The following is a 13,959-nucleotide window of genomic DNA, read 5'->3' on the forward strand; positions in this document are numbered from 1 at the left end:
GTGTCTTGCTCCCCGGATCAGATGTCGAACAGCAGGCGCGACGGATCTTCCAGCGCTTCCTTCATGGCGACCAGGCCCAGCACGGCTTCGCGGCCGTCGATGATGCGGTGGTCGTAGCTCATGGCGAGGTAGTTCATCGGGCGAACGACGATCTGGCCGTTTTCGACCACGGCGCGGTCCTTGGTGGCGTGCACGCCGAGGATGGCCGACTGGGGCGGGTTGATGATCGGGGTCGAGAGCATCGAGCCGAAGGTGCCGCCGTTCGAGATGGAGAACGTGCCGCCGGTCATTTCTTCAATGCCCAGCTTGCCGTCTTGGGCCTTCTTGCCGTACTCGGCGATCTTCTTCTCGATGTCGGCGAAGCTCATCTGGTCGGCATTGCGCAGGATGGGCACCACCAGGCCGCGCGGCGAACCGACGGCGATGCCGATGTCGAAGTAGCCGTGGTACAGGATGTCGTTGCCGTCGACCGAGGCGTTGAGCACCGGGTACTTCTTCAGCGCATGCACCGCGGCCTTCACGAAGAAGCTCATGAAGCCGAGCTTCACGCCGTGTTCCTTGGTGAACGCGTCCTGGAACTTCTTGCGCAGGTCCATGACCGGGGCCATGTTCACTTCGTTGAAGGTCGTGAGGATGGCGTTGGTCGATTGCGATTGCAGCAGGCGCTCGGCGATGCGGGCGCGCAGGCGGCTCATCGGCACGCGCTGTTCCGGGCGCTCGCCCAGGTCAGGTGCGGCAGGCGCAGCCACCTGTTGCAGCGCGGGCTTGGCAGCCGGTGCGGCGATGGCGGCGGCAGGCTTGGCGCCGGCAGCAACCGCGCCGAGCACGTCGCCCTTGGTCACGCGGCCATCTTTGCCCGTGCCGGCCACGTCGCTGGTCTTCAGGTTGTTGTCGGCCAGCAGCTTGGCAGCGGCGGGCATGGCGACGTCGGACTTCGAACCACCGGTGGCGGCGGTTGCCGCTGCGGGAGCAGCAGCGGCCGGTGCGGCGGCGGGTGCAGCTGCAGCAGCGGGCGCTGCTGCGGCGGCCTTGCCGTCGGTGTCGATCTTGGCGATCAGCTGCTCGGCCACCACGGTGGCGCCGTCGGGCTGAACGATCTCGACCAGCACGCCGGCCGAGGGTGCCGGCACTTCGAGCACGACCTTGTCGGTTTCGATCTCGATCAGGATTTCATCGACGGCGACGGCTTCGCCGGCTTTCTTCTTCCACGTGAGCATGGTGGCTTCGGCCACGGATTCGGAAAGCTGGGGGACTTTGACTTCTACGATAGACATTTGGAGTGAGCTCCGTTTTGTTCTTGAGGGTGTTCGTGTGAAAAGGGGCGGTTCTTACTTGGTCAGCACGAAGCCCTTGAGCTTGCCAAATGCGCCATCGACCAGCGCCTTCTGCTGTTCCTGGTGCAGGTGCGAGTAGCCGACTGCAGGCGATGCCGAAGCGGCACGGCCGGAGTAGCCGAGCTTCTGGCCTTCCTGCATGTTTTCGTGGATGTAGTGCTGCACGAAGAACCAGGCGCCCTGGTTCTGCGGCTCGTCCTGGCACCACACGATGTCCACGAGGTTGGGGTACTTCTTGATCTCGGCGGCGAAGGCCTTGTGCGGGAACGGGTAGAGCTGCTCGACGCGGATGATCGCCACGTCGTCGTTGCCCTGCTCTTCGCGCTTCTTGGCCAGGTCGTAGTAGACCTTGCCCGAGCAGGCGATCAGGCGCTTGACCTTCTCGGCCTTCAGGCCCTTGCTGTCGGGAATGACGGTCTGGAAGCTGCCCTTGGTGAACTCGGACAGCGGCGAGGTCGCGTCCTTGTTGCGCAGCAGCGACTTGGGCGTGAGGATGATCAGCGGCTTGCGCAGGTTGCGCACCATCTGGCGGCGCAGGATGTGGAAGATCTGGCTGGCCGTGGTGGGCTGCACCACCTGCATGTTGGTGTCGGCGCTCAGCTGCATGAAGCGCTCCAGGCGTGCCGAGCTATGCTCGGGGCCCTGGCCTTCGTAGCCGTGCGGCAACATCATCGTGATGCCGTTGACGCGGCCCCACTTCACTTCGCCCGAGGCGATGAACTGGTCGATCACCACTTGCGCGCCGTTCACGAAGTCGCCGAACTGGGCTTCCCAGATGACGAGCGTGTTGGGGTCGTTCGAGGCGTAGCCGTATTCGAAGGCCAGCACGGCTTCTTCGGACAGGATCGAGTCGATGACGACGAACGGGGCCTGGTTTTCAGCGACGTTCTGCAGCGGCGTGTAGGTGCCGGTGTCGAACTTCTCGCGGTTCTGGTCGTGCAGCACGGCGTGGCGGTGCGTGAACGTGCCGCGACCCGAGTCTTCACCAGACAGACGCACCGGGTAGCCGCTGGCCACCAGCGAGGCGAACGCCATGTGCTCGCCCATGCCCCAGTCGACGTTGACGTCGCCGCGGCCCATGGCGGCGCGGTCGTCCAGCACCTTCTTCACGAGCGGGTGCACGGTGAAGCCTTCGGGCGGCGTCGTGATCTTCTCGGCCAGACGCTTCCACTCGGTGGTCGGAATGGCGGTGTCGCCGGCGTCGGTCCACTTCTTGTTGAGGTACGGGCTCCAGTCGACGGCGTACTTGCTCTTGAAATTGGTGAGCACCGGGTCGACGGTGTTCTTGCCTTCGTCGAAGGCGGCGCGCTGCGCCTTGACCATGTCGTCGCCGAGCGTGTCGCCCAGGCCTTGCGCGGCCAGCTTGTCGGCGTACAGCCGGCGCGTGCCGGGGTGAGCCGCGATCTTCTTGTACATGAGCGGCTGGGTGAGCGACGGCGTGTCCTGCTCGTTGTGGCCCAGCTTGCGGAAACAGATGATGTCGACGACCACGTCCTTCTGGAATTCCATGCGGAAATCAAGAGCGAACTGGGTGGCGAGCACCACGGCTTCGGGATCGTCGCCGTTCACGTGCAGCACCGGTGCTTCGATCATCTTGACGATGTCCGAGCAGTACAGCGTCGAGCGGCTGTCGCGCGGGTCGCTGGTGGTGAAGCCGATCTGGTTGTTGATGACGATGTGCACCGTGCCGCCGGTGGAATAACCACGGGTCTCGGCCAGTGCCAGCGTTTCCATCACGACGCCCTGGCCTGCGAAGGCGGCGTCGCCGTGCACGATCACGGGCAGCACCTGCTTGCCCAGCGGGTCGCCGCGGCGGTCCATGCGGGCACGCACCGAGCCTTCGACCACGGGGTTCACGATTTCCAGGTGCGACGGGTTGAACGCCAGGCTCAGGTGGACCGGGCCGCCGGGGGTGGTCACGTCCGAGCTGAAGCCCTGGTGGTACTTGACGTCGCCGGAGGGCAGGTCTTCGGGGGCGGTGTGGTCGAACTCGGCGAACAGGTCGGCGGGCATCTTGCCCAGCGAGTTCACGAGCACGTTCAGGCGGCCGCGGTGGGCCATGCCGATCACGATTTCCTGCACGCCCTTGATGCCGGCCTGGTTGATCAGCTCGTCCATCGAGACGATGAAGCTCTCGCCGCCTTCGAGCGAGAAGCGCTTCTGGCCGACGTACTTGGTGTGCAGGAAGCGCTCGAGGCCTTCGGCGGCCGTCAGGCGGTTGAGCACGTGCTTCTTCTGCTCGGCGCTCAGCTTGGGGTTCGTGCGAGCGCTTTCGAGCTTCTGCTGCCACCAGCGCTTGTGGTTCTGGTCGGTGGTGTACATGTACTCGGCACCCATCGTGCCGCAGTACGTTTCACGCAGGGCATTGAGCAGGTCGCGCAGCGACATGGTCTCTTTGCCGAAGAAGGTGTTGCTGGTGTTGAACACCGTCTCGAGGTCGGCGTCGGTGAAGCCGTAGAACGAGGGCTCGAGTTCCGGAATGGCGGGACGCTCGGCGCGCTTGAGCGGGTCGAGGTCGGCCCAGCGGGCGCCGACGTTGCGGTAGGCGGCAATCAGTTGCTGGACGGCGGTGCGCTTGCGGCCGAGTTCGGAGTCGGCGCCGCTGGCCTGCACGACCTTGGTCGTGCCCTGCTTTGCCAGTTCGGCAAAGGCGTTGATGACCGGCAGGTGGGGGACGTCGCGGGCGCTGGTGCCGTCGGCGGCGGGAACGTTCTGCAGGGCGTCGAAATACGTGCGCCAGTTGTCAGGAACGCTGCCGGGATTGGAAAGGTAGTTTTCGTACATCTCCTCGACATAGGGCGCATTGCCGCCGAAGAGATAGGTATTGCCTTGATAGGCGGTGTACGCCGTGGGCGTAGAAGAATCGCTCATATTCCGCTGACCTTCGCTTCCCTGGAGGAAGCACTAGCTGGTTAAGAAACCTTCCGCGACACGGCTGGACCGATTGGCGGATGCGACTGTGGCTGGGGAAGGGCCTGAGTACCTTGGCATTGTGCCACGTCAACCATATGACGGCTGAACGCTGCTACGCAAGGCCCGCAACCCTGCCCCGATTCACGCCGTCGGTCAGGTGGCGGACAGCAACTGTTTGATCTGCTGCAGCGTGGCCGGATCGTCGATGGTGGTCAGGTCGCCCGGGTCGCGCTGCTCGCACACGGCCTGGATCGCGCGGCGCAGCAGCTTGCCGCTGCGGGTCTTGGGCAGGCCGCTCACGAAGCGCACGCGCGCGGGCCGCGCCAGCGCGCCGAGCTGGTCGGCCACGACCTTCATGATCTCGCCTTCGAGCTGGAGCGCCGCGTCGGCGTCGGTCACGGCCAGGCCGTCTTTCGGCACGACGAAGGCCATCGCCACCTGCCCCTTGAGCGTGTCGGCCACGCCGACCACCGCCACCTCGGCCACGTTGGCATGGCCCGAGATGCTTTCTTCGATCTCGCGCGTGCCCAGGCGGTGGCCGGCGACGTTGATCACGTCGTCGGTGCGGCCCAGGATGTAGAAATAGCCGTCGGCATCGCGGATGCCCCAGTCGAAGGTCGAATAGACCATCTTGCCCGGCACGCTCTTCCAGTAGGTGTTGAGGAAGCGCGCGTCGTCCTTCCATACGGTCTGCATGAAGCCGGGCGGCGTCGGGCCCTCGACCACGACCACGCCCTTCTCGTTCGGCGCCGTCAGCTCCTCACCGGTCGACTCGTGCAGGATCTTGATGCGGTAGCCGTACATCGGCACGCCGGGGCTGCCGAACTTGCTGGGCTTGGCTTCCACGCCGTTGGCGATGGTGATCATCGGCCAGCCCGATTCGGTCTGCCAGTAGTTGTCGATGATCGGCACGCCCAGGCCGTCGCTGATCCAACGCGCGGTCGGTTCGTCGAGCGGCTCGCCGGCCAGGAAGAGCGCGCGCAGGGTCGACAGGTCGTATTTCTTGAGCAGCGCCGGGTCTTGCTTCTTGAGCACGCGCACCGCGGTGGGCGCGCTGAACATCACCGTCACCTTGTACTTCTCGACCAGGCGCCACCAGATGCCGCCGTCGGGTTGCTGGTCGATGCCCTGCGTCGGCAGGCCCTCGTACATGATGGTGGCCATGCCCGCGATCAGCGGACCGTAGACGATGTAGCTGTGGCCCACCACCCAGCCGATGTCGCTGGTCGAGAAATACGTTTCGCCGGGCCGGCCGTCGAAGATGTGCTTCATGCTCGCGGCCAGCGCCACGGCGTAGCCGCCCACGTCGCGTTGCACGCCCTTGGGCTTGCCGGTGGTGCCGCTCGTGTAGATGGTGTAGCTGATGTCGGTCGAGGCCAGCCAGGTGCAGGACACCTGCGTATCCAGGTGCTTTTGCCTCAGGTCGCCCGCCAGATGATCGCGGCCAGCTATTAAATCCATAGCAGCGAGCCCCCGGTCGGTCAGCAGCACGGCTTCGGGCTTGTGCTTCGACAGGCGGATGGCTTCGTCGAGCAGCGGCTTGTACGCGATGACCTTGCCGCCGCGCGATCCCGCGTCGGCGCTCACGACCACCTTGGGTTCGGCGTCTTCGATGCGCGTGGCCAACGAGCCGCTGGCGAAACCGCCGAACACCACGCAGTGGATGGCGCCGATGCGCGCGCAGGCCAGCATCGCGAAGGCGGCCTCGGGAATCATCGGCATGTAGATGAGCACGCGATCGCCCTTGCCCACGCCCAGTTCGACGAGGCTGGCGGCGGTGCGCTGCACCTCGGCGTGCAGCTCGGTGAAGCTGTAGCTTTTTTCGGTGCCGGTTTCGGTCGACACGAAGATCAGCGCCGGCTGGTCACCCCGATCGGCCAGGTGCCGGTCGACGGCGTTGTGGCACAGGTTGGTGGTGCCGCCGACGAACCAGCGCGCAAACGGCGGCTGGCTGGCGTCGAGGATCTGCTGCGCGGGCGTGTGCCAGTCGATCAGCTTCGCCTGCTCGGCCCAGAAGGCCTCGGGCGCATCGACGGACTGGCGGTAGAACTCTTCATAGCGGCTCATCGGGATCTGTCTCCTGTTTTATGGATGCCGTTCCGGACTTGACGTCGAAACTGAATTCATAATTATGGGAACCGATCTTGCGGGAAGCTGACAGCCGCGGCAATCCGGGCGGCACCCGGTTGCCGGGCCGCCCTTTCGTAGAGATTCAGTGAATCAGCGGATCAGCGCCTGCAGGTCGCGGAACGCCGGATGCTCCGCAGTGCGCAGCCACTCAAAGCCGACCATCTCGGTGGTCACGAGCTCGGCGCCGGCGCCGGCCAGGCGGTCGAAAGCGGCGTCGCGGTTGCGCTCGGTGCGCGAGCTGCAGGCGTCGGTGACGACCCACACGTCGAACTCGTCCTCGAGCAGGTCGAGCGCGGTCTGCAGCAGGCAGACGTGGGCTTCGCAGCCGGCGATCACGATGGTGTTGCGCTCTTCGGCCGCGGCCGGGGGCTTCTGCAGGTGCTTGGGCAGGCTGCGGGCATTGCCCTGCGGCGCGGTCTTGGCAGGCGGGCGCAGCCATTCGCCGAGCCCCTCTTCCACGCCGCTGAAATGCATCTTGGCCAGCGTCTTGTGGCAGAAGGCGCGGATCTCGGGCAGGTTCTCGCCCAGCTTCGACGGGTTCTGTTCGGTGCCCCAGACCGGCACGTCGACCCACTGGGCCATCTGGCCCAGGCGCGCTGCATTGCGCGCCGCTGCTTCGCCTTCGAAGATCGCCGGCATCAGCCGCGCCTGGTAATCGACCAGGACGAGTTGGGATTGCGTGGCGTCGAGCAGCATGGACTTCTTCTTTCAGGTATCGGTTGAACTGGGCTGAACCGTACCACTGAAAAGAGCGGGTTTCACTGCGTCTTCCGCTGTGGCTGCAGGGCTCGATCGCTGCGCCAACTGCGCGAGATAGGTCTTGAACAGCGCATCGGCCGACTGCTTGAACATGCGGATGCGCCCCGTGTGCTGCATCAGCAGCAGGCCGACGCCGTGCGCGAACAGCGCCGTGTTCTCCTGCTGCGCGAGGTCAGCATCGAGGCCCAAAGCCAGCAGCGCTTCCTCGCAGGGGCGCAGGGCGTCGTAGAGGCGGTCGTTCAGTTCGTGGTCGAGCGCGTGCGTCAGTCCCCGGGGCCGCATGCCATGCACCAGATAGAAGCCGAGGTCGAGGTCGCGCGGGTTCGCCGCGTAGAAGTCGAACCAGGCCTGGGCCTTGGCAGCCAGGGTCTGGTCGGGCCGGCGCTCGGACACCGCCACCTCGGCCACGGCGGCCTGCAGGCGCAGCAGCGACTCGTCGAGCAAGGCCGCGTAGATCGCCTCCTTGCTCTCGAAGTACGAATAGATGGCGCCCGGCGTGTAGCCGGCTTTCCTGGCGATTTCACGGATGCTCGCGCCCTCGATGCCGGCCTCCGCGAACACCGTGCGGGCCGCGTCGAGCACCAGGGCGCGGCGGGCATCGGTGAGGGTCTGGCGGCGTTGGAGCTTGGCGTGCATGGGCGGGACTATAGCCCTCGATCCGTTCGCCGATCATTTTTTCAAACGTTGATCTAAAAATTGAACAGTGTTTAAATTATCGCGCCAACGGTCAAAAGAATTCCCACGAGCCCTGGAGACAACCCCCATGAATGCCCCGCCTTCCGACGCCCTCTTGATGTCCGGCGCCGACTACCGTGAATCGCTGCGCCGCTACACGCCCACCGTGTTCGTCGACGGCCGCCGCGTCGCCAGCGTGGCCGACGAGCCCGCCTTCCAGCCCGGCATCAACGCCATCGCCCTCACCTACGACCACGCGTTGAAGTCCGAGTACGCGCCGCTCATGACCGCCGTGCAGCACACCAGCGGCAAGCGCGTGAACCGGCTCTCGCACATCAACACCAGCTCGGGCGACCTGCTCAACAAGCTCGAGGCCGTGCGGCTCGTGTGCCAGGAAACCGGCTGCGCCCAGCGCTACCTGACGCACGATGCGCTCAACGCCATCGCCCAGGTGTCGGCGCGCATCGACGACGCGCGCGGCAGCACCGAGCACACGGCCCGCTTCCACGACTACCTGCACCGCATCCAGGACCAGGACCTGACCCTGGGCGTCGCCATGACCGACGCCAAGGGCGACCGCAGCCGCCGGCCGCACGAGCAGGCGAACGTCGACAGCTATCTGCACGTGGTCGAACGCAACGCGCGCGGCATCGTCATCTCGGGCACCAAGGCCATCGTGACCGGCGCGCCCTATGTGCACGAACTGCTGGTCATGCCCTGCCGCAACATGGGCAAGGAAGATGCCGACTTCGCCGTCTGTTGCGCCGTGCCGCTCGATGCGCCCGGGCTCACCATCGTCGCGCGGCCGGCCGGGCGGCCCGGCGAAAAGCTCGAGCACGGCGATGCGCTCTTCAGCCGCAAGTACGGTCAGAGCACCGGCGTGTGCATGTTCGACCGGGTGTTCGTGCCGTGGGAGCGCGTCTTCTATGCGGGCGAGTGGGAACACTCGGGCCACCTGACCTACAGCTACGCCACGCACCACCGCCACAGCTGCATCGCGGCCCGCGCCGGCTTCGGCGACCTGCTGATCGGCGCTGGTGCGCTGATGTGCGAAGCCAACGGCTTCGACCCCGGCAAGGAGAGCCACCTGCGCGAGCAGATGGTCGAGCTCATCACCATCACCGAGGGCTTTTTTGCCTGCGGCGTGGCGGCCAGCGTCTATGGCAAGGCCGACGACCATTGCGAGGTCTTCATGCCCGACCCGGTGTTCAGCAACATCGGCAAGCTGCTGCTCGCCACCAAGATCTACGACATGCACCGCATCGCCCACTACGTGAGCGGCGGCCTCATCGTCACCCTGCCCGGCCCGGACGAAGACCACAACCCCGAGACCGCGGCGCGGCTGTCCGACGTGCTGCGCGCCAACCCCGCCATTCCCTACGAACAGCGCATCGAGACGGCCCGCTTCATCGAAGACCTCACGGCTGGCTATCAGGGCGGCTGGTACAGCGTGATCAGCCTGCACGGCGGCGGCTCGCCGGCGGCGATGAAGCAGGAGATCTGGCGCAACTACCCGGTGGGCTCGAAGGTCGAGCTGGTCGAGCGCCTGCTCGAGCGCGGCATCGCGGCCGACGGCACGCCGGCTGCCGCGCCGCACGACCCGGCACGCGCCATCACGAAAAACCGCCAGCCGGGCAAGTGCTGCGACACCGGCTGCACCGTGCCGGGACAACCCGTGATGGTCGACCTGCCTGTCCCGGCGTCGCGGGCCTAGACTCCGGCGGATGCAGACCTTGTCGCCCCTGCGCCGCCGCCTCGCCCTGCTCTTCGGCGCCGCCTCGCTGCTGCTGCTCGCCGGCTGCGGTGGGTTGCGCGCCGCCGAAGCGCCGATGGCCACCGCGCTGGAAAAGAGCAGCTGCACCCGCAGCGCCGACACGCTGATCGTGCTGCTGCCCGGCGCGTACTCGGCGCCCGAAGAGTTCGTGCGCGAAGGCTTCATCGACGCGCTGAACGAGAACCGGCTCGCGGTCGACACCCTGCGCGTCGATGCCCACATGGGCTACTACCGGAACAAGACCATCCTCGACCGGCTGGAGCGGGAGGTGATCGCGCCCGCGCGCCGCCAGGGCTACAAGGCGATCTGGATCGCGGGCATCTCGGTCGGCGGTTTCGGCGGGCTGCTCTACGCCCAGACGCACCCCGGCGATCTTGCGGGCCTGGTCGTGCTGGCGCCTTATCTGGGCGAACGCGTGCTGAGCCAGGACATCGCCAATGCCGGTGGCCTGTCGCGCTGGCGCGGTCCGCTCGACGCGCCGCCGGGCAGCGACCCGCGCACGCCGAGCGAAACGCAGCTCTGGCAATGGCTGCGCGGCTATGTCGGCCACACCCGTACTTTCGGCGACCGACCGCCGCTGTACCTGGGCTACGCGCTCGACGACCGCTTTGCCTTCAGCCACCGGCTGCTGGCTGGCGCATTGCCAGCGGAACGCGTGGTCACGACCGAGGGCGGGCACGACTGGCCCGAGTGGCAACGGCTCTGGCGCCGCCTGCTGCCGACGCTCCCGCTGCCGGGCTGCCCCGGCTGATCCTTTAATTCGGACGCAGGCGCAACAGCTTGCCGTCGGACTCGTCGGTGAGCACGTAGAGCAGCCCGTCCGGCCCTTGCTTCACATCGCGGATGCGAGCCCGGCCGTCGGCCAGCAGCTTGTGCTCGGCGACGACCTTGTCGTCCTTCAGCTCGATGCGGTCGAGATAGCCGAACTTCAGCGAGCCCACGAACAGGTTGCCCTTCCAGGCGGCGCCGTAGCGGTCGCTGGTCAGGAAGGCCATGCCCGAGGGCGCGATCGACGGCACCCAGTAATGCAGCGGCTGCTCCATGCCGTCCTTGCGGGTGATGCCCTCGCCGATCTTGCCGCCGCCGTAGTTCTCGCCGTAAGTGATCACCGGCCAGCCATGGTTGACGCCGGCGCGCGGGATGTTGATTTCATCGCCGCCCTGCGGGCCGTGCTCCGTCATCCAGAAGCGGCCATCGGGCGCGAGGGCCGCGCCTTGCCCGTTGCGGTGGCCGTAGCTCCAGATCTCGGGCAGCGCGCCTGCCTTGCCGACGAAGGGGTTGTCTTTCGGCACGCTGCCGTCCTTGGCGATGCGCACCACCTTGCCCTGGTGGTTGTCGAGCGTCTGCGCGTCGTCCTTGCGGCTGAAGCGGTCGCCGAGCGTGAGAAAGAGATTGCCGTCGCGGGCCTCGACGATGCGGCAGCCGAAGTGCGAGCGGCTCGCGACCTTGGGCTTCTGGCTGAAGATGACCTTCAGCGCTTCCAGCTTCGTGCCGTCGGCCGACAGGCGCGCGCGCGCGAGCGCGGTGCTGTTGGCCGATCCGCCGGAAGCCTCGGGTTCCGAATAGCAGAAGTACAGGGTGCGGTTCTGCGCGAAGCCGCTGTCGGCCAGCACGTCGAGCAGCCCGCCCTGCCCGCCCGCCGCGACCGGCGGCAGGCCCTGGATCGGTGCGCCCAGCTTGCCGTCCGCCGCCACCAGCCGCAAACGCCCGGGCTTTTCGGTGACCACGAAACGGCCCTCCGGCAGGAAGGCCACGCCCCAAGGGTTCTCAAGACCGGAGGCGACGATTTCGGTTCGCACCTGCGCCATGGCCGTGACAGCCAGGCTGCAACCCGCGAGCACCACGAGGCTCCCCAGGGAGCGGCGAAAGGAGAAATTTCGCAAGTTCATGAAGATTTCCTGAATTTGAGGCCATCTTGACAACAAATGAAACGCATATGTCGACTTTTAAGACCGCAAAGTCATATCGACCGAGGCGTTTACATTCGAATCCTTATGCCGCATAAACGTTCACCGTTACATTTTTTCTTCCGCCGGATCGAAAAAATACATGTAAATCAATGACTTACGAACGCATTCAACAATTCAGATTAAATTGACATAACCGCGCGTCATCAATATCCTACGCGCCATGCGTTTTTTCGTCCTACCCGCGTCCCTCCTATTTGCCGTCGCTGTTCATGCGGCCCCTCAACAGGAAAAGACCGATGACGAGTTGGCACGAATGCTGGCCGACAAAGGCATCATCGGGCAGCTCAAGCAGGTTCGCCAAACCGTCACAGAGCGCACTTCCGACTTGGTGGTGACCGCCATCGGTTTCTTGGGCGTCCCCTATCGCCGCGGCGGCAACACCGCCGAATCGGGTTTCGACTGCAGCGGATTCGTCCGCGCCATGTACAACCAGACCGTGGGCCACGTGCTCCCGCGCCGCGCCGAAGAGCAGGCCGCCGCCACCGAAAAGATCGACCGCAGCCAGCTCAAGCCCGGCGACCTCGTGTTCTTCAACACCATGCGCCGCACCTTCAGCCACGTCGGCATCTACGTCGGCGAAGGCAAGTTCATCCACTCGCCCCGCTCCGGCGCCCAGGTCCGCGTGGAAGACATGAATGGCAGCTACTGGCAGCGTCGCTTCGACGGCGCCCGCCGCGTGCTCAGCGGCCAGGGCGACGAGGTCAAGGCTGCAGCCATGGCCAACGCCAGCGACTGATTCGATTCCCTCGAATCCAGGACGAAAAAAATCCCGCCGCGCAGGCTGTGTAAATAGTCTGCTGGCCGCTTAGATCGAGATGCCCCGCGAGAGCGGGGCATTTTTCATTGGGCGAGCGATTGCCCCAAGGGCCTCAGCCCCGCAGCGCCTGGAGCATCCAGGGCGCTCCCTTCATGTTGAACACCCGCTTCAGGTTGTAGGCCATCACAGCCAGGCTGAACTCCGCACGCGCTCCGCTCGTGTGCCTCATCAGCAATCGCGCATTGCCCAGAATGAGGTACTTGATGCTGGCGAAGGGGTGTTCCACCGTCTGGCGCCTGAGCGCCATCATCCAGGGCTGAGCGGCCAGCCTGCTTGCATTGGCTTCGAGCGCCTCTTCGTGCAGGTGGCGCGAGACGAAGCGCTGGCGCGCCGTGGTGCATTTGAGTTTCTGGGCACAGCCCGCGCAATCGCTCGGCTGTGCTGCATAGACCACCATCTTGTCCTTGCGCGAGAGCTGCTTGCGCTTTAGGGCACTGCCCGCCGGGCAGGTGAAGCTGTCGCTGGCCGGGTCATAGACGAAGGCGCTGCGCTGGTACAGGCTGCCGCCGCCCTGGTGGTTCACCGAACGCTCGCCCGCCACGTAGCTGGTGATGCCCTGGGCGTCCAAGGCTGCAATGTGCTCCCCATTGGCATAGCCCGCATCAGCCACCACCGTGCAGGGCTGCTGCAGCACCCGGCTGGCCGCCTCGGCCATGGGCTGCAACTGGCGCTGATCGTTCACCTCGCAGACCACCTCGTGCGCCACGATCAGGTGACTTTGCGTCTCCACCGCCGTTTGCAGGTTGTAGCCCGGCTGGCTGTTCAGGCTACGCATCGGGCGTGCTTCGGGCTCACCGCACACGACGGTGCTCGCGTCGCTGCGCAGGAGTTGCTGGGCTTGGTTGGCGATGGCTCGCCCCTGGGCCTTCAGTCGTTCCAAGGCCGCGCGCACTTCATCGGGCGTACCAGGACCATCGCCGGGCCCATCACCGCCCTGGTCATCCTCGCCGTCCCGGCTGTCCAGCAACCGCAGATAAGCCGCGATCTCCTGCGCATTGCGCTGTGCCTGTGCGGCCAGCTCACGCTGGCCCACCACCGCCTTGCGCGAGGCCACTGCCTGCACCTTGGAGCCATCAATGGCCACTGTCGATCCGCGGATCACCCGGCTGGCCCGCGCGAACTGCACGAAGGCCGCACAACTGGCCACCAGGGCCGCCGTGTTCTGGCGCCTGAACTCGGCGATGGTCTTGTGATCCGGGGCTAGGCGCCCCAGCAGCCACATGCACTCCACGTTGCGGTGGCACTCGCGCTCCAGGGCCCGCGAGGAACGGATCGCGCTCAGGTAGCCCCAGATGTACAGCCGCAGCAGATCGCCCGGGTCGTAGGGCGGTGTTCCCAGTCGCTGCGCCTGCGCCTTGGCAAAGCCCAGCGCCTTCAGGTCCAGCGCCTGCACCCAGGCGTCCACCACCCGAACCAGTGCGTCCTGGCCCACGAGCTCATCGAGCATCAGTGGGAACAACGTTGCCTGTCCCCGTGCCTGTCCGTATCGATGTCCCATTGGTCAGCCTCCAACGAAAAATGCCCCTCAGACAAACGCCTGAAGGGCACTTCTCGCGGACTCAGCGCTGACTATTTGCACAGACTGCG

At 65.8% G+C, this 13,959-nt stretch carries 10 protein-coding genes; 3 read left to right on the forward strand and 7 right to left on the reverse strand.

From position 1 onward, the window contains the following. Positions 1 to 17: 17 nt before the first annotated feature. From odhB to IG196_RS17870, 5 genes are all read right to left on the reverse strand, one after another. Positions 18 to 1,274 (reverse strand): 2-oxoglutarate dehydrogenase complex dihydrolipoyllysine-residue succinyltransferase, encoded by a 1,257-nt coding sequence (odhB, locus tag IG196_RS17850; protein WP_192192185.1) that lies wholly within the window; start codon positions 1,272 to 1,274, stop codon positions 18 to 20. Positions 1,275 to 1,328: 54 nt separating this feature from the next. Then, positions 1,329 to 4,205, reverse strand: coding sequence for a 2-oxoglutarate dehydrogenase E1 component (locus IG196_RS17855; protein WP_192192186.1), 2,877 nt, complete (start codon positions 4,203 to 4,205; stop codon positions 1,329 to 1,331). Positions 4,206 to 4,400: 195 nt separating this feature from the next. Then, the gene (locus IG196_RS17860; RefSeq protein WP_192192187.1) at positions 4,401 to 6,314 is read right to left on the reverse strand and encodes a propionate--CoA ligase; all 1,914 of its coding nucleotides are present in this window, start codon (positions 6,312 to 6,314) and stop codon (positions 4,401 to 4,403) included. A 153-nt stretch (positions 6,315 to 6,467) separates the two neighbouring features. Continuing rightward, complete coding sequence (locus tag IG196_RS17865) at positions 6,468 to 7,073, reverse strand: isochorismatase family protein (RefSeq protein ID WP_099790100.1); 606 nt, start codon at positions 7,071 to 7,073, stop codon at positions 6,468 to 6,470. A gap of 12 nt (positions 7,074 to 7,085) precedes the next feature. Next, a complete protein-coding gene (locus IG196_RS17870) occupies positions 7,086 to 7,772 on the reverse strand; it encodes a TetR/AcrR family transcriptional regulator (protein ID WP_192192188.1) in 687 nt (228 codons plus the stop codon). Between the two features lie 127 nt (positions 7,773 to 7,899). Between IG196_RS17870 and IG196_RS17875 the strand changes: the two genes are divergently transcribed. Both IG196_RS17875 and IG196_RS17880 read left to right on the forward strand, forming a co-directional pair. Beyond that, positions 7,900 to 9,525, forward strand: coding sequence for a 4-hydroxyphenylacetate 3-hydroxylase family protein (locus IG196_RS17875; RefSeq protein WP_192192189.1), 1,626 nt, complete (start codon positions 7,900 to 7,902; stop codon positions 9,523 to 9,525). Positions 9,526 to 9,535: 10 nt separating this feature from the next. Beyond that, entirely contained in the window at positions 9,536 to 10,336 is an 801-nt protein-coding gene (locus IG196_RS17880) for an alpha/beta fold hydrolase (protein WP_192192190.1), read from the forward strand. Positions 10,337 to 10,340: 4 nt separating this feature from the next. Here IG196_RS17880 and IG196_RS17885 read toward each other — a convergent pair whose 3' ends face one another. Beyond that, positions 10,341 to 11,474, reverse strand: coding sequence for a PQQ-dependent sugar dehydrogenase (locus IG196_RS17885; protein ID WP_192192191.1), 1,134 nt, complete (start codon positions 11,472 to 11,474; stop codon positions 10,341 to 10,343). 241 nt (positions 11,475 to 11,715) lie between these two features. Here IG196_RS17885 and IG196_RS17890 point away from each other — a divergent pair, with 241 nt between their 5' ends. Further along, on the forward strand, positions 11,716 to 12,291 hold the full coding sequence (locus IG196_RS17890) for a C40 family peptidase (RefSeq protein ID WP_101490043.1): 576 nt from the start codon (positions 11,716 to 11,718) through the stop codon (positions 12,289 to 12,291). 133 nt (positions 12,292 to 12,424) lie between these two features. Here the strand turns inward: IG196_RS17890 and IG196_RS17895 are convergent, their stop codons facing one another. Further along, on the reverse strand, positions 12,425 to 13,870 hold the full coding sequence (locus IG196_RS17895) for an IS1182 family transposase (RefSeq protein ID WP_225616707.1): 1,446 nt from the start codon (positions 13,868 to 13,870) through the stop codon (positions 12,425 to 12,427). Positions 13,871 to 13,959 lie beyond the last annotated feature (89 nt).

The organism is Variovorax sp. 38R (assembly GCF_014843395.1).
GTDB lineage: Bacteria > Pseudomonadota > Gammaproteobacteria > Burkholderiales > Burkholderiaceae_C > Variovorax > Variovorax paradoxus_H.